The organism is Rhodococcus sp. RDE2, from assembly GCF_020885655.1.
Classification (GTDB): domain Bacteria; phylum Actinomycetota; class Actinomycetes; order Mycobacteriales; family Mycobacteriaceae; genus Rhodococcus; species Rhodococcus pyridinivorans.
The window spans coordinates 746,514-763,031 of the sequence record NZ_AP025186.1; the positions used below are offsets into that span (position 1 = coordinate 746,514).

Consider the following 16,518-nt stretch of genomic DNA (forward strand, 5'->3'; position numbering starts at 1 on the left):
GGAAGCATGACCACGCCTCTCCAGGATATCCCGATCAACACCCTCACGGGTGAACCCACGAATCTCGGCGCGTACGAGGGCCACGCGGTTCTCGTCGTGAACGTCGCGTCCAAGTGCGGCCTGACCCCGCAGTACGCGGCGCTCGAGAAGCTCGCGCAGGAATACCGCGACCGCGGACTGTTCGTCGTGGGCGTGCCGTGCAACCAGTTCATGGGTCAGGAGCCCGGCACACCGGAGGAGATCCAGGAGTTCTGCTCCGCCACCTACGGCGTGACCTTCCCGTTGCTCGAGAAGATCGAGGTCAACGGCGAGAACCGGCATCCGCTCTACGCCGAGCTCACCAAGCACCCGGACGCCTCCGGCGAGGCCGGCGACATCCAGTGGAACTTCGAGAAGTTCCTCATCGCCCCCGACGGCACGGTCGCCGCGCGCTTCCGTCCCCGCACGGAACCGGATGCGCCCGAGATCCTCGACGCCCTCGAAGAGATCCTGCCGGCCTGACATGTTCGGCACAGAAGCGCGGGACGCGCTGTACGACATCATCCGCATGCGTCGCGACGTCCGTGCAGAATTCAACGGGGAACGGCTCGACGAGGACACGCTGATGCGCATCCTGCGGGCCGCCCACCACGCACCCAGTGTCGGCAACACCCAGCCCTGGGACTTCGTCGTCGTGCAGGACGAACAGCGACTGAAGGAGTTCGCCGAGCACGTCGCCGGTTGCCGACAGGCGTTCGCCGACTCGCTCCCCGAGGACCGGAAGAGCACCTTCGACCCCATCAAGATCGAAGGCATCGTCGAATCGGGGACCGGCGTCGTCGTCACCTACGACCCCGAACGCGGCGGCAAGCACATCCTCGGCCGCCACACCATCGACGAATCCGGCCTGTTCTCGGCCGTGCTGGCGATCCAGAACCTGTGGCTCGCCGCGACCGCCGAGGGACTCGGCGTGGGATGGGTGTCGTTCTACGAGGAGGACTTCCTCGCCGACTTCGTCGGAGTGAGCGCACCCGTGCGTCCCATCGCGTGGCTGTGCGTCGGCCCGGTCACGCGGCTGCAGGAAATACCCGACCTCGAACGGTTCGGCTGGCGCAAGGGTCGCCCGCTCGAGGAGGCCGTGCACCGCGACAGGTTCGCGGCGCCGGGCGACCGGGAGGCCTGATCCGACGGGTGGCGGCCGGTTCGTGAGTGCACGAACCGGCCGCCACCTACTGTTCTCACAGGTCGGTTGCCACCTTCCAGGCACTGTGGACGGCGCCCTCGATGTAGTCGACCCGACCCGCGTCCCCGACGACGCGGACGTCGATGCCCGAGCCGGCCAGCTCGTCGGCGAGCGGTGCCGCCGCCGACACCCCGGACGCGACGACGACCATCCGGGCGCGCACCGATTTCGTCTCCCCACCGACCGTGAACTCCACCGTCTTCCGCGTGATGCGCTGAACGGTCGCATTGCGGTGCACCTCGACGCCCACCTCGCGCGCGTGTTTGACGGCGGTCCACCGGCGCGGCATTGCCATCGGCACCCCGAGCTGCTGACCTTCGGCGAGCAGCGTCACCCGGCTGCCGCGATCGGCCATGAACTCGGCCAGCTCCAGACCGACGAGCGACCCGCCGATCACGACGACGTCCTTCGCCATCGGCAGGAAACGCAGGAACCGCCGGCTCAGATCACGGATCCTCCGGGGGCTCGTGGTGATACCCGCGAGCTTGCCCAATCGGCCCATCATCCGCAGCAGGGGCGACTGGCCGGAGACGTCGCCCGCGCCCGTCATGAGCGCACGCATGCTGTCGCCTGTGTGCACGTGCGGCAGGTCCCCGCCCGGCACGGTGGGACGTTCCCGCACGGCGCCCGTCGCGACGACCACCACGTCCGGCTCCAGGGCGCGGATCGATGCGGCGGTGGCCTCGGTGCCGAGCCGCACGTCGATGGCGAGGCGGGTGACCTCGGCCGTCAGCCATTTCAGCAGCCGCTCGTTGTCGGGGGTGGTGAGGGTCGAGAACCACAGGGTCCCGCCCAGCCGGTCGGTCTTGTCCAGGACGGTGACGCGGTGCCCGCGCTCGGTGGCGACCCGCGCCGCCTCGAGACCGCCCGGACCGGCACCGACCACGACGATGTGCTTCGGCGCCGCAGTGCGGACGAACGGCACGAGTGTCTCGTTGCCCAGCGCCGGATTGACCGCGCAGATGGGCGTGGCGTCCCAGAAGTTCTCCTGCACGCACACGTAGCAGTTGATGCACGGGCGGATCTGTTCGCTGCGCCCCTGCTTCAGCTTGGCGACGAGCGCGGGATCGGCCAGCAACTGACGTCCCATCGCTACGAAGTCAGTGACGCCCTCGGCGATCATCCGCTCGCCGACCTCCGGCAGCATGCGGCCGACGGTGATGACGGGGATCGACACCGCACGCTTGATGACCGCGGCCTCGGAAGTGTAGAAGCCGACCTTGTCCGGCAGCGGGCCGTCGGTGAAGTTCGCGAACGCGTTCAGTGCGGTGCCCGTGACGTGGAGAGCGTCGGCGCCGGCCTGCTCGAACAGCACTGCGGCAGCGGCGGATTCCTCGACGGTCAGGCCGTCCGTCTCACCGTATTCCTGCCCTGCCAGGCGCACGATGACGGCGAGGCGGTCGCCGACCTCGGCCTTGACCGCGCGGATCACCTCGCAGGTCAGCCGGGCCCGGTTCTCCAGCGACCCGCCGTATTCGTCGGTGCGCTGGTTCGTGTAGCGGCTGAGGAAGGCGCCGAGCACGTAGTTGTGGGCGGCGTGGATCTCGACGGCGTCCGCTCCGGCGGCAGCGACCCGGCCCGCTGCCTCGGCGAACATGCGGATCAGCCACTGGATATCGGTTTCGGTGGCTTCGTTGTAGGTGGCCTGCTTGCCGCCCTGGATCGCAGCCATGCGCTGCAGCTCCTCGGGGGTGCAGTCCGCCATCGCGCTCATGTCGCTCGGCGGCTTCGGGATGCTCGGTACCAGTTGCGGACGGCCCTGCAGGGTGTCGATGCGAGCGACCTTGCCGTGATGCACCATCTGCACGCACAGCTTGCTGCCGGCCTCGTGGACGGCGTCGGCCAGCGCACGGAGACCGGGGATGAACCGGTCCTCGGACAGGCCGGGTTCCTTAGTGCTGGCGCATCCCGCCGGATAGGCGACCGCGCAGCATCCGGTGACGATCAGCCCGGTGCCTCCGGCCGCGCGGGCGACGAAATGGTCGATGTCGCCCTGTTCGATCTCCCCGTCCTCGCAGAGGTTCATGTCCATGGCGGGCATCACCACTCGGTTGTCCAGGGTGATCGGCCCGATGGTGCCGGGGGAGAGAAGGCGCGTATAGGTCTGGTTCGGGACTGCCACGCCCGGACGGTATGCCCGGCTCGATGTGGCCGTCGACACTGTCCCGATGAACGGGATGCGGATTGCCGGCCCGAGTCTTCATCCGGACTTCCCGGCAGGGCAGGACGCCGTTCACCCGGGTGCAGCAGGCTCGGGGTCATGAGCGGACGGATGATCGTGTCGGTGTCGGGGATCCGGGACGTCACGCGCGACCTCGTGGACGCCTTTGCCCGTGAGACGGATGCGCGCGGAGTGCCGTTGTCATTGTTCGTCGCACCCCGCCTGAAGGACCACTACCGCCTCGCGCGGGATCCGGCGACGCAGGAATGGCTGCTCGAGCGACGCGAGGGCGGCGACGCGATCGTGCTACACGGTTACGACCAGGCGGCGACGAAGCGACGTCGCGCCGAGTTCGCGACGCTGCCCGAGCACGAAGCACGGTTGCGCCTGCTCGCCGCCGACCGCGTGCTCGAGGAGACCGGACTCCGCACCCGGCTGTTCGCACCACCGCGATGGCGCGCGTCGCCGGGCGCAGTGGCAGCACTTCCGCAGGTCGGTTTCCGGATGATGGCGGACAACGCCGGCATCCACGACCTGGTAACGGGCACCGTGACGAAGGCGCGGGTGTACGGCCTCGGCGACGGTGCGGGGTCGGACGTGTGGCGATGCCGCGCGATGGTGATGGGGGCGTCGCGGACGGCGCGGCGCGGGGAGCTGCTGCGCCTGGCGATCGCCGCGCCCCGGCTCGCCGAGTCCGGACCCCGCCAGGCGGTCCTCGACGCTGTCGACCTCGCGCTGCACCACGGTGCCGAGCCGACCGTCCACGCCTGGCGGCCGCGCCCGTCGAACAGCCGCGTGGCGTGATCCCGCCGGGCCCGCCGGTGCTCCCGGTCGTCGCATCCGCTCGGTAATGTTGGCGGCCATGGACGCTGACGTGATCGTGGTGGGGGCGGGACTCGCGGGGCTCGTGGCGGTCGGTGAACTGATCGACGCCGGTCGCAAGGTTCTGCTGGTCGATCAGGAGAACTCGAACAACATTGGTGGGCAGGCCTTCTGGTCGTTCGGTGGGTTGTTCTTCGTCGACAGTCCCGAACAGCGACGACTCGGGATCAAGGATTCCTACGAACTCGCCCTGCAGGACTGGATGGGCACCGCCGGCTTCGACCGCGAGATCGAGGACCGCTGGCCGCGGCGCTGGGCCCAGGCCTACGTCGAGTTCGCCGCGGGGGAGAAGCACGCCTGGCTCAAGCAGCGCGGGCTGAAGATCTTCCCGATGGTCAACTGGGCCGAACGCGGCGGATACGACGCTGCAGGGCACGGCAACTCGGTCCCGCGATTCCACATCACCTGGGGCACCGGTCCGGGCCTCGTCGAGATCTTCGAGCGCAAGCTCCGCGAAGGCGTCGAACGCGGACTCGTCACGCTGAAGCACCGCCACCGGGTCGACGAACTCGTCGTCACCGACGGCGCCGCCACCGGTGTGCGCGGGGCGATTCTCGAACCCACCGACGCGGCGCGCGGCGTGGCGTCCTCCCGCACCGTCGTCGGGGACTTCGAGTTCTCCGCCGGAGCCGTCATCGTCACCTCCGGCGGTATCGGCGGCAACTACGACCTCGTGAAGAAGAACTGGCCGAAGCGGATGGGGGAGCCGCCGAAGCACATGCTCAGCGGTGTGCCCGCCCACGTCGACGGCCGGATGCTCGAGATCACCGAGAAGGCCGGCGGGAACATCGTCAACCGCGACCGCATGTGGCACTACACCGAGGGCATCACCAACTACGACCCGGTGTGGCCCGATCACGGCATCCGCATTCTGCCCGGCCCGTCCTCGCTGTGGCTCGACGCCACCGGCAAGCGGTTGCCGGTGCCGTTGTTCCCCGGCTTCGACACGCTCGGCACCCTCGAGTACATCGTGAGCACGGGTTACGACCACACCTGGTTCGTGCTCGACCAGAAGATCATCGAGAAGGAATTCGGGCTCTCCGGCTCCGAGCAGAATCCCGACCTCACCGGGCGCAGCCTCCGCCTGCTGCTGCAGCGGGTCAGGTCGGGTGCACCCGGACCGGTCGAGGCCTTCAAGGAGCGCGGTGTCGACTTCGTCGTCCGCGACACGCTCGCCGATCTCGTCGCGGGCATGAACGAACTCACCCCCGAGGCGCCGCTCGACTACGAGCAGGTGCGTTCGGTGGTCGAGGCCCGCGACCGCGAGATGGACAACAAGTACACCAAGGACCTGCAGGTCGCGGCGGTGCGCTCGGCGCGCGCCTACGCACCCGATCGCGTCGTCCGCATCGCGGCGCCGCACCGGATCCTCGACCCCAAGGCCGGCCCGCTCATCGCCGTGAAGCTGCATCTGCTCACCCGTAAGACGCTCGGCGGCCTCGAGACCGACCTGTCGTCGCGCGTCCTGCGGTCGGACGGGTCGGTCTTCGACGGTCTCTTCGCCGCCGGTGAGGTCGCCGGCTTCGGTGGTGGCGGCGTCCACGGCTACCGGTCGCTCGAGGGCACCTTCCTCGGCGGATGCATCTTCTCGGGACGGGCGGCAGGTCGCGCCGCCGCCCGTTGAACCTCCCGTCGGCGTCGACCGGGACAGCAGAGCGCGAAACGGTCATAGGAGCGCGAAACATCCCGCGCCGACGACCGTTTCGCGCTCCGCAGCGTCAGACCTCGACTCCGTCCTCGTGCGGCAGCACGCGGAATTCGGTGCCCTCGGGCGCCATCTCGCTGTACCGGCCGTAGAAGATGCCGCGACCGTTGTCGTTGACGATGCCCTGGTGGATCGGCACGGCGACCCGCGGATTCACCGCGCGCAGGTAGTCGATCGCCTCCCAGATCTTGAGCCACGGCGCGGTCGACGGCAGGGCCAGCACGTCGACGCGCTCGTGCGGGATGTACAGCGAGTCGCCGGGGTGCAGCAGCCGCGACGGATTCTCGTCGTCGCCCACGAGGAAGGCCGTGTTGTCGATGACGGGCATGTCGGGGTGGATCACCGCGTGCCGTCCGCCGGTGCCGCGCACGGTCAGCGAACCCACCGAGAAGGAGTCGCCGGGACGCACCGCGGTCCAGTCGCCGTCGAGCAGGTTCGCCGACTGCGGGTCGGAGAACAGTTGCGCTCCGGGATTGGCCTCGAGGAGCGCGGGCAGCCGGGTGGTGTCGGCGTGGTCGGGATGCTGGTGGGTCACGAGGATCGCGTCGAGTCCGGTGATGCCCTCGAACCCGTGGGAGAAATTTCCGGGGTCGAAAAGGAGCTTCGCGCCGAGGTGTTCGACGAGGATGCAGGAATGGCCGAAATGGGTCAGTTGCATGCCGTCGAGTATGCCGTCGGAAGGAGCCCGATGACCGACTATGGACAGGAACTCCGCTTCGGCAGCTTCCTCACGCCCTCCGCTGCCGATCCGGCGGGCGTCGTCGACCTCGCCGTGGTGTCGGAGCGTGCCGGACTCGACCTGGTGACGATCCAGGACCATCCCTACCAGCCGCGATTCCTCGACACCTGGACGCTGCTCGGGTGGATCGCCGCGCGCACCACGACCGTGACGGTCGCGCCCGATGTGGCGAACCTGCCCCTGCGCGGGCCGGTGATCCTCGCACGGAGCGCGGCCTCGCTGGACCGGCTCAGTGGGGGTCGCGTCGAACTGGGTCTCGGGTCGGGTGCCTTCTGGGACGCCGTCGCCGCGAACGGCGGACCGCACCGCAGCCCCGGCGAAGCGGTCGATGCGCTGATCGAGGCGATCGAGGTGATCCGCGCCCTGTGGTCGGACGAGAAGGGCGCGGCCCGGGTCGACGGCACGTACTACCGGCTGACCGGCGCGAAGCGGGGACCGTTCCCCGCGCACGATCTCGGCATCTGGCTCGGGGCCTACGGCAAGCGGATGCTCGACGTCACCGGGCGCTTCGCCGACGGATGGCTGCCGAGTTCGTTCGCCGCCGGGCCCGAGAAACTGGGGGAGATGAGCGCCCGCGTCGACGAGGGCGCGCACCGTGCCGGGCGTGATCCCGCCGCGATCCGTCGGCTCTACAACATCTCCGGCACCTTCGCGGGGACCGCCGACGGGTCGTTCCTGCACGGGCCGCCCGAGGTGTGGGCCGAGCAGCTCGCCGAGCTGACCCTGCGGCACGGGACCAGCACCTTCGTCCTCGGCAGCGACGAGCGATCCGACCTCGAACGTTTCGCCGGTGAGGTCGCGCCCCGCGTGCGCGAACTCGTTGCTGCCGAGCGGCGTTGAACGGGGGTGACGGGTCTCGCACGAGCGGGACCTCGGCCGATGCCCGTCCCGGTGGCCACGGCCGGTAAACTGCTGGATGTCCGGTGTCCGTCCCCGGGCGCCAGCACTACTACCGAGGAGCAGCACGTGGCGCGTGTCGTCGTCGAAGTCATGCCCAAAGCCGAGATTCTCGACCCCCAGGGTCAGGCCATCACCGGGGCGCTGTCGCGGCTGGGCTTCGCGGGCGTGACCGACGTCCGTCAGGGCAAGCGTTTCGAGCTCGAGGTCGACGGCAGCGTCGGCGACGAGGAGCTCGAGAAGATCGCCGAGTCGTTGCTCGCCAACACGGTGATCGAGGACTGGGCCATCCGGCGGATCGACGGTGACGCATGAGCGCACGCATCGGAGTCATCACCTTCCCGGGCACGCTCGACGACGTCGACGCCTCCCGCGCGGTGAAGCTCGCCGGTGGTGAGGCCGTGAGCCTGTGGCACGGGGACGCCGATCTCAAGGGAGTCGACGCGGTGATCGTGCCCGGCGGCTTCTCCTACGGCGACTACCTGCGCTGCGGCGCCATCGCACGGTTCGCGCCGGTGATGGGCAAGGTCGTCGAGGCCGCGCAGAAGGGCATGCCCGTCCTCGGCATCTGCAACGGCTTCCAGGTGCTGTGCGAGGCGGGTCTGCTGCCCGGCGCGCTCACCCGCAACGCCGGTCTGCACTTCGTCTGCCGCGACGAGTGGCTGAAGGTCGAGTCGAACACCACCGCGTGGACCTCGCGCTACGAGGCCGGCGCCGAGATCCTCATCCCGCTCAAGTCGGGTGAGGGCCGCTACCAGGCATCGGAGGAGGTGCTCGACGAGCTCGAGGGTGAAGGTCGCGTGGTGTTCCGTTTCGCGGGCGACAACCCGAACGGTTCGCAGCGCGGCATCGCCGGTATCTCGTCGGCGAACGGCCGGGTCGTCGGTCTCATGCCGCACCCCGAGCACGCCACCGAGGCGCTCACCGGCCCCAGCGACGACGGACTCGGCATGTTCTACAGCGTGCTGGACGCGGTCGTCAACGCGTGATCGTCTGACCGGAGCCTTCCGGCGAAGCCCCCATCGACCCTCTCGGGTCGGTGGGGGCTTCCCCCATTCCAAGGGGTCGGACAATCCTCCGAACCTGATGCCTCGCAGGTGTATTACAGATATTTCATATGCAAAATACCGTCCTCGAACTGGGGTTATGAACTTCGGAGAAAATTTCGCTAGACATGCGTCTACTGAAATGCCATGCTTTCGACCCGTCGGGTAGCCGCACATGGGCCCGCGAGCGTCGAGGAGTATCGAATGCAGTTCCAGGACAAGGTCGTCTTCGTCACCGGTGCCGCGTCGGGCATGGGTCTGGCCACCGCTGCGGCGTTCGCCGAACAGGGCGCCGTCGTCTACGGGGCGGACATCTCCGCCGAGAATCTCGAGCGCGACTTCGCGGCGCTGCCCGGAGCTCGCCCGGTTCCCCTCGACATCGCCGATCCCGATGCCGTGCGTGCCGCCTTCGCGAAGGTCGCCGATGAGCAGGGTCGTCTCGACGTGCTGGTGAACGCCGCAGGGGTCAACACGCCCAACCGCGCCGCCGCCGAGGCGCTCAACGAGGAGAACTACAAGGGCTTCACCGCGGCCAAGGAAGGCCGGCCGCACCACCCCGAGTTCATCGAGTCGGTCACCGACGAGGACTTCGACCGCGTCCTCAAGATCAACCTGTACGGGCCGTTCTACACCACCCGCGCCGCCGTGCCGCTGATGAAGAAGGCCGGAGGGGGAGCGATCGTCAACTTCTCATCCGCCGCCGCGCTGATGTCCGTCGCGATGCCGGCCTACTATCCGGCCTCGAAGGCCGGTGTCCTCGGCCTCACCCGCGAGACGGCGACCGAACTCGCGCCCTTCGGCATCCGCGTCAACGCGCTCGCCCCCGGCGCCGTCGACACCCCGCTGTTCCGGCAGACCGACCCCGAGTTCAACGAGTTCCTCGTGTCCCTGCAGCCGATCAAACGGCCCGCCACCCCCGAGGAGGTCGCGCGGACCGTGCTGTTCCTCGCCGGTGAGGAAGGCGCCTACTACACCGGACAGACGTTCTCGCCGTCCGGCGGCCTGGTCATGTGACAGCCGTACCCGCCACCCCACCAGAACTTTCGAGAACAGGACCGTCGAAGATGACCGCCCTCGCCACCCGCGCCCTGGACCGCAAGGCCCTCACCCGCCTCACCGACGAGATCCGCCGCGACATCGATCGCGGGGACTACGACGGCGTCAACATCATCGTCGCCCGCCACGGCGACATCGCCGTGAACGAGACCATCGGCTACGCCGAACGCGCGACCAAGACCCCGATGCGGCACGACAACGTCTTCCGCATCCTGTCGATGACGAAGTCGTTCACCAACGCGCTCGCCTACCGGGCCCTCGGTGAGGGCAAGCTGGCCCTGTCGACCCGCGTCGTCGACATCATCCCCGAGTTCTTCGGCACCGACGTCTTCCGGTCCGTGCGCAAGGACCGGATCAACCTGCACCACCTGCTGACCCACCGCTCCGGCATGCCGGCCACCCCGAACCCCGGCCTCGGCCCCGACCGCTTCGGTGTCCTCGCCGACGTCATCGAGGCGCTGTGCTCGGTGGACGTGGTCAACGAACCCGGCACCAACCTCAACTACGCGCCCTCGATCAATCACGCCCTCATGGGCGAGATGGTCCGGCGTGTCTACGGATACGAGCGCTTCCGCGATCTGGCGAAGGATCTGATCTTCGACCCGATCGGGATGACGCGCACCGCCTTCGGTCTGCCCGAGGCCTGGCGCGCCGACGCCGTGCCGCTCAAGGCGTACGTCCCCGACAACGGATGGCTCTCGCCCGCCGACATCGAGGACCTCAACGACGCCATCAGCGAGGAATCGGAGATCCCGTGGGTCGGTGCCGTGAGCACCGTCGACGACATCTTCGCCTACGCCGAGATGTTCCGCCGCAAGGGTGAGGTCGACGGCGAGTACCTCATCGCCCCGGTCGTCGTGGACCGGGCCACCACCCTGCAGACCGGCACGATGCCCAACGACCTGTACGCGGGCATCGCCGCGTCCCGGGGATGGGAGACCCCGCCCGGCAACTTCGGACTCGGATTCTCCCTGTCCGGCACCGGATCCCATGCGTCCTTCTTCGGACCTTTCACCTCGCCGCGCACCTTCGGCAACTACGGCGCCGGCTCCTCGTTGTTCTGGGTCGACCCCGAACTCGACATGACCTTCGTCTTCCTCTCGGCCGGCTGCATGGACGAGGGCGACAACGTCGCCCGGTTCCAGAAGCTGTCCACCATGGCTGCTGCTGCGGCCGTCTGAACCACACGACCCTGCAACGTTCCGGCCGCGGCCGGGATGGGAGCCCGTCATGACCCTCACCCCCGAAGCCCCGGCGGCACGCTGCCCGGTGGCACACGGCTTCGACGCTCTCGGTGACGACTACTTCGTCGATCCCGCAGCACATTTCGCGAAATTCCGCGACGAGACGCCGGTCTTCTTCTACCCGCACCTGAACGCGTGGATCGTCACCCGTCGCGACGACGTCGAGACCGTGCTCGCCGACTGGCAGAAGTTCACCTCCGGTGGAAACTCCGGCACCATCGACGTGCCCGAACAGTTCCGCGCGATCGTCCCGCCGGACCTGATCACCCAGATGCTGGTCGGTTCCGACCCGCCGGGCCACACCGACCACCGCTTCGTGGCGCAACGCGGCTTCACCAAGGCGCGCATGCAGGCGCTGCAGCCCGAGATCGAGGCCCGCGCGCACCGCATCATCGACCGGTTCGAGGCGAACGGTTCGGCCAATCTGGTCACCGAGTACGCCCTCGAGCTCACCACCGGAACGATCATGGCGCACATGGGACTCGGCTACGAGCACGACGCCATGATGCGGCAGCTCCGCGACGACTTCGCCATGATCCTCGCCTCGGCCGCCGAACCGATGGCCGAACCGATGCGCACCGAGGTGTGGCAGCGCTATGTCGACGCCACGCTCGTGCTGCGCGGCATCATCGACGAGCGCCGCGAGAACCCGGGCACGGATCTCATCTCCGACATGGCGATCGTCACCGGCAAGGACGGCGAACCGATGTTGTCGTCGGCCCAGATCGCCGTGCACCTCACGGAATTCGCGATGGCCGGCGTCGACTCGACGACGCAGGCGGTGTCGAACGCGGTGCTGTTCCTGGCGCAGAACCCCGACGTGCTCGCCGAGGCGATCGCCGATCCGGAGCTGTGGTCGCGGGTGTTCGAGGAGACCGTGCGACGGCGCCCGTCGTCGACTTTCGCGGCGCGGCAGGCCGAGCAGGACATCGAACTCGGCGGTGCGCAGATCAAGAAGGGCGACATGGTGTGGATGGCGCTCGCCAGTGCCAACACCGACCCCGCCCGCACCGCTCGCCCGTTCGAGTTCGACATCCACCGGTCCGATCCGGAGGACCACCTCGCCTTCACCCAGGGCCGGCACACCTGCCTCGGGCAGGCACTCGCCCGCGTGCAGGGCGCGACCGCGCTGAAGGTGCTGTTCGAGCGGCTGCCCTCGCTGCGGCCCGCCCCCGAGGTGCCGCTCGACTTCCTGCCGATCGCGCTGCTCCCGGTGCGCCGGACCCTGCCGGTCACCTGGGACGTCGCCGACGTCGAACGCGCGAAGACGACCGTCGCACGCCACTTCTCGCTCACCGTTCTCGAACGGCGCGAGGAGGCGGACGGGGTCGTCTCGCTGACTCTCGGTCACGCCGACGGGCAGGCCCTGCCGCAGTGGAAGCCCGGCGCGCACGCCGAGGTCCGGCTGGGCGAGGGCGACGACGCCCTGGTGCGTCAGTATTCGCTGTGCTCGTCGCCGCAGGACGCGTCGCGGTGGCGGATCGGTGTGCTGCGCGAGCCCGCCTCGCGTGGCGGATCGACCTTCGTCCACGACCGGTTGCACGAGGGTTCGACCGTCACGGTCGGACTGCCGCGCAACAACTTCCCGCTGCGGCCCGCGAAGCGGTACGTCTTCGTCGCGGGCGGCATCGGGATCACCCCGATCCTGCCGATGATCGAGCAGGTCGAGGCGCAGGGCGCGCAGTGGTCGTTGCTGTACGGCGGTCGCACCCGCGCGTCCATGGCGTTCCTCGGTGAACTCGAACGGTACGGCGACAAGGTCACCGTGCGTCCGCAGGACGAGCACGGCCTGCTCGACCTCGCGGGTCTGCTCGCCGTACCCGCCGACGACACCCTGATCTACTGCTGTGGCCCCGAGCCGCTGCTGCAGGCGATCGAGGCCGCGAGCGCGCACTGGCCCGTGGGATCGCTGGTCACCGAACGATTCGCCGCCAAGCAGATCGTCCGGACCGAACCCGACGTCGCGTTCGAGGTCGAGTTCGCGGCCTCGGGCATCACGGCGACGGTGCCGGCCGACCGGACCGTCCTCGAGGTCGCGGAGGAACACGGTGTCCGCGCGCTCTCGTCCTGCCTCGAGGGCACCTGTGGAACGTGCGAGACGCGCATCGTCGCCGGTCGCGCCGACCATCGCGACTCGATCCTCACCGCCACCGAGCAGGAGGCGAACGAGACGATGATGATCTGCGTGTCGCGAGCGGAGAAGGGCTGCCCGAAGCTCGTGCTCGACGCCTGACCTGCAGGGGAACCCTGCCGTGCGCTCGGCCCACGGTAGGGTTCCCGGTCGGACCAGACGCAGGAGGTACGGGTGCGGGCCAAGCTGACCAGGGCCGAGCAGAAGCAGGCCACCCGCGACGCGCTCGTCGAAGCGGCGCGGGTGCTCTTCGTCGAGGCCGGGTACACGGCCACGACTGCCGAAGCGATCGCCAAGGCCGCCGGGGTCTCCCGCGCAACCTTCTATCTGCACTTCCGGTCGAAGGCCGAGATCGTGCAGTCGCACATGGCGGCGCTCGAGCGCCCCATCGCCGAGGCGTACGCGCGGCTCGACGCGATCGTCGATCCCACACTCGACGACGTCGTCGCGTGGCTCGAGGACCACGCCGAGTTCTGGCGTGAGCACCGCCCCGAGTTCGCCAGCATGGAACAGGCGCTGTCGCACGAGGCTCTGGTGTCGGACGAATGGTTCGCGATGCTGCGTCGAGTCGCGGAGGGGATGCGGAATCTGCTCGAGCGCCAATCGGATCCGGATGCGCGGCGGCGCGCTCGCCTCCACGTGACGTCGATGCTGATGTCGACGGACCGGAACTTCCACTTCGCGCTCGTGCAGGGACACGACGAGAACTTCCGTGAACTCGTCTCGGTGCTTGCTGAGCAGTGGTTGTTCTGTCTGCAGCGAGTGGGCTGAGGCTGCGCGGAGAACGGAGTCGGAGAGACGGAACGAGGGACCCCGCCACCGTCCCGATCGGCTGCGGAATCCCTCGTCCCTACAACCCGGAGCTCGACCCCCCGATCAAGTCCCGGGCGCGATGTCGTCGTCATCCCCCATGCGCGACATCGCGGATCAGTCTGCCGGAGCCGGATCGTCCTGTCCTGAGTAGGACTACCCAAATCGTGCCCGTCCGTCGACGGGCGTTGCGTGTCGGTCCCCGGCGGTACCGTCGCGCCATGACAGCGACCATCGCGATGATCACCTTCGACACCACCGATCCGGCTCCGATCGCGACGTGGTGGGCCGAGCGTACCGGCGGCCGTATCGAGCAGGAGAACGACGGCTGGTTCTTCATCGTCGCCCTGCCGCAGGGCATCAGGCTCGGTTTCCAGAAGGTGTCCGATCCGACGCCCGGGAAGAACCGCGTGCACCTCGATCTCGCGGCCCCCGACCTCGACGCCGAGGTCGAGCGCTTCGTGCAGTCCGGCGCGAAGGAGGTCCATCGCGAGAACATGGGCGACGACTTCCGCTGGGTGACGCTCGCCGACCCCGAGGGCAACCTGTTCTGCGTCGCCGAGGGCCACTGACACTCGGCACGAGGGGAGCGGCGCGGCTCTTTCGTTCAGCACCGAGACTGTCCGTGATGCGAAGATGCAGTCATGTCTTCCACGCGTGCCGATGCTCGGGGTCTCTGTAATTTCGTCGACCTGTCGCCGTCGCCGTTCCACGTCTGCGCCACCGTCGCCGCGGCGCTGACCGAGGCGGGCTTCGTCGAACTGCACGAGCAGCAGGCCTGGCCCTCCGAGCCGGGACGCTTCTTCCTGGTGCGCGGCGGGTCGCTGATCGCGTGGAGCACCGAGGGAGTCGCCGACGATCCGGCCGCGCCCTTCCGCATCGTCGGCGGGCACACCGACAGCCCCAACCTGCGGGTCAAGCAGCATCCCGACCTCACGTCGGCGGGCTGGCGGATGGTGGGGCTCGAACCGTACGGCGGTGCGTGGCTCAACTCGTGGCTCGACCGCGACCTCGGGATCTCCGGCCGTTTCACCGTGCGCGCGGGGGAGACGACCGAGGACGTCCTCGTCCGCGTCGACGCGCCGGTCCTGCGGGTCCCGCAGCTCGCCATCCACCTGTCCGAGGACCGCAAGGGCGTCCAGCTCGACCCGCAGCGCCACGTCAACGGTGTCTGGGGTGTCGGCACCGAACCGCGCTCGTTCATCGCGTGGGTCGCCGAGCAGCACGGGATCGATCCGGGCGCGGTGCTCGGCTGGGAGTTGATGACCCACGACCTGGCGCCGAGCGCGGTCGTCGGGCCGGGCCGCGACCTGGTCAGCGCACCGCGTCTCGACAACCAGGGCACCTGCTACGCCGGGCTGCACGCCCTGCTCGACGCCGCGGAACACGTCGCTGCGCACGGTGGCCCGATGCCGCTCCTCGCCCTGTTCGACCACGAGGAGGTCGGCAGCATGTCCGACCGCGGCGCCTTCTCGGAACTGCTCAACACCGTCCTCGAACGGATCGTCCTGCTCCGGGGCGGCGGACGTGAGGAGTTCCTCCGCGCCCGCGCCGGCTCGATCGTCGCGTCGGGTGACATGGCGCACGCCACGCACCCCAACTACCCCGAGCGGCACGAACCCGCCCACCGCATCGCGGTGAACGGCGGACCGGTCCTGAAGGTGAACCAGAACCTGCGGTACGCGAGCGACGCGACCGGCGCCGGAGCCTTCGCGCTGGCCTGCGAGCAGGCGGGGGTCCCGCTGCAGCGGTACGTGCATCGCGCCGACCTGCCGTGCGGCTCGACGATCGGTCCGATCACCGCGTCGAGGACCGGCATCACGACCGTCGACGTCGGAGCCCCGCAGCTCGCCATGCACTCGGCGCGCGAGTTCATGGGCGCGGACGACGTGGCGAGCTATGCGCAGGCCCTGACCGCTTTCCTGACCCCGGCATCGTGACCGCGTTCGCCCGCCCCGAAGCACCCGCCGGTGACACACTGAAGACGGTCGTGTCCGGTCGGAGAGAACGGGGGAATGCAGTGGACGTCCCGTCCTACCCCGATCATCTGCTGTCCCTCGCCGAGTGGTCGGCCCTGCCCGAATCCGACGGCCACCACGTGGAGGTGTGCGAGGGCGTCCTCGTCGCCGCGCCGGCACCGGGAGCGGCGCACGATCACGCCGCGGTGACCCTGGCGTTGCTCCTCGACGAGAAGCTGCCCGACGAATGGTGCGCGCTCGGCGGCGTCGAGGTGCTGGTCGCGGAGAAGCCGCTGACGGTGCGGTGCCCCGACGTGATCGTCGTGGGACGCTCCCTCGTCGACGCCGACCCGGATCGGGCACCGATCTCCGAGGTGAAGCTGGTCGTGGAGGTCACCGTCGACGGCACGGCCCGCACCGACCGGGTCACGAAGTTCTCCGAATACGCGGAGGCCGGCGTCCTGCAGTACTGGATCGTCGATCTCGGCGGACCGCCGGTGATCGCCACCTTCACGCTCGTCGACGGGTGGTACCGATTCGACGGGGAGCACTCGGGCACCGTCACCCTCGATGCGCTGGGCACCGAGGTGGCCGTCACACCGTCGGAGCTCGTGCCCGCACCGGTGAACCCCGTCGCGCCTGCGCAGCGATAGACTGATCCGCGGCA

The 16,518-nt window shown here is 69.1% G+C and carries 16 protein-coding genes; 14 read left to right on the plus strand and 2 right to left on the minus strand.

What is annotated here, in order from left to right:
- The first annotated feature begins 6 nt into the window (after positions 1-6).
- Both LPH33_RS03440 and bluB read left to right on the plus strand, forming a co-directional pair.
- Positions 7-501, plus strand: coding sequence for a glutathione peroxidase (locus tag LPH33_RS03440; RefSeq protein ID WP_229567043.1), 495 nt, complete (start codon positions 7-9; stop codon positions 499-501).
- Between the two features lies 1 nt (position 502).
- Positions 503-1,162, plus strand: a complete 660-nt coding sequence (gene bluB, locus LPH33_RS03445) for a 5,6-dimethylbenzimidazole synthase (RefSeq protein ID WP_085469192.1) — start codon at positions 503-505, stop codon at positions 1,160-1,162.
- A gap of 55 nt (positions 1,163-1,217) precedes the next feature.
- Here bluB and LPH33_RS03450 read toward each other — a convergent pair whose 3' ends face one another.
- A complete protein-coding gene (locus tag LPH33_RS03450; protein WP_229567044.1) occupies positions 1,218-3,344 on the minus strand; it encodes an NAD(P)/FAD-dependent oxidoreductase in 2,127 nt (708 codons plus the stop codon).
- A gap of 138 nt (positions 3,345-3,482) precedes the next feature.
- Between LPH33_RS03450 and LPH33_RS03455 the strand changes: the two genes are divergently transcribed.
- Entirely contained in the window at positions 3,483-4,187 is a 705-nt protein-coding gene (locus LPH33_RS03455) for a DUF2334 domain-containing protein (RefSeq protein WP_229567046.1), read from the plus strand.
- Between the two features lie 58 nt (positions 4,188-4,245).
- A complete protein-coding gene (locus LPH33_RS03460) occupies positions 4,246-5,889 on the plus strand; it encodes an FAD-binding dehydrogenase (protein WP_064255957.1) in 1,644 nt (547 codons plus the stop codon).
- A gap of 94 nt (positions 5,890-5,983) precedes the next feature.
- Here the strand turns inward: LPH33_RS03460 and LPH33_RS03465 are convergent, their stop codons facing one another.
- Entirely contained in the window at positions 5,984-6,628 is a 645-nt protein-coding gene (locus LPH33_RS03465) for an MBL fold metallo-hydrolase (RefSeq protein WP_006551826.1), read from the minus strand.
- A 30-nt stretch (positions 6,629-6,658) separates the two neighbouring features.
- On the opposite strand from LPH33_RS03465, the gene LPH33_RS03470 reads away from it, so the two are divergent.
- The 10 genes from LPH33_RS03470 (at position 6,659) to LPH33_RS03515 (ending at position 16,504) form a co-directional block, all read left to right on the plus strand.
- The gene (locus tag LPH33_RS03470) at positions 6,659-7,549 is read left to right on the plus strand and encodes an LLM class flavin-dependent oxidoreductase (RefSeq protein WP_106201596.1); all 891 of its coding nucleotides are present in this window, start codon (positions 6,659-6,661) and stop codon (positions 7,547-7,549) included.
- A 126-nt stretch (positions 7,550-7,675) separates the two neighbouring features.
- Positions 7,676-7,921, plus strand: a complete 246-nt coding sequence (gene purS / locus LPH33_RS03475; protein ID WP_006551824.1) for a phosphoribosylformylglycinamidine synthase subunit PurS — start codon at positions 7,676-7,678, stop codon at positions 7,919-7,921.
- Positions 7,918-8,595: a phosphoribosylformylglycinamidine synthase subunit PurQ gene (gene purQ, locus LPH33_RS03480; RefSeq protein ID WP_229567048.1), complete on the plus strand. Its 678-nt coding sequence runs from the start codon at positions 7,918-7,920 to the stop codon at positions 8,593-8,595. Before purS ends, purQ begins: the two co-directional genes overlap by 4 nt.
- 261 nt (positions 8,596-8,856) lie before the next feature.
- Positions 8,857-9,666 (plus strand): SDR family NAD(P)-dependent oxidoreductase, encoded by an 810-nt coding sequence (locus LPH33_RS03485; RefSeq protein ID WP_159416692.1) that lies wholly within the window; start codon positions 8,857-8,859, stop codon positions 9,664-9,666.
- Between the two features lie 50 nt (positions 9,667-9,716).
- Entirely contained in the window at positions 9,717-10,889 is a 1,173-nt protein-coding gene (locus LPH33_RS03490; RefSeq protein ID WP_229567050.1) for a serine hydrolase domain-containing protein, read from the plus strand.
- Between the two features lie 49 nt (positions 10,890-10,938).
- Positions 10,939-13,185 (plus strand): cytochrome P450, encoded by a 2,247-nt coding sequence (locus LPH33_RS03495; protein ID WP_145691384.1) that lies wholly within the window; start codon positions 10,939-10,941, stop codon positions 13,183-13,185.
- A gap of 72 nt (positions 13,186-13,257) precedes the next feature.
- The gene (locus LPH33_RS03500) at positions 13,258-13,854 is read left to right on the plus strand and encodes a TetR/AcrR family transcriptional regulator (RefSeq protein WP_016695415.1); all 597 of its coding nucleotides are present in this window, start codon (positions 13,258-13,260) and stop codon (positions 13,852-13,854) included.
- Between the two features lie 260 nt (positions 13,855-14,114).
- Positions 14,115-14,465, plus strand: coding sequence for a VOC family protein (locus LPH33_RS03505; RefSeq protein WP_186455118.1), 351 nt, complete (start codon positions 14,115-14,117; stop codon positions 14,463-14,465).
- 72 nt (positions 14,466-14,537) lie between these two features.
- Positions 14,538-15,833: a M18 family aminopeptidase gene (locus LPH33_RS03510; protein ID WP_145691383.1), complete on the plus strand. Its 1,296-nt coding sequence runs from the start codon at positions 14,538-14,540 to the stop codon at positions 15,831-15,833.
- Positions 15,830-16,504, plus strand: coding sequence for a Uma2 family endonuclease (locus LPH33_RS03515; RefSeq protein WP_229567052.1), 675 nt, complete (start codon positions 15,830-15,832; stop codon positions 16,502-16,504). Before LPH33_RS03510 ends, LPH33_RS03515 begins: the two co-directional genes overlap by 4 nt.
- The last annotated feature ends 14 nt before the right edge of the window (positions 16,505-16,518 follow it).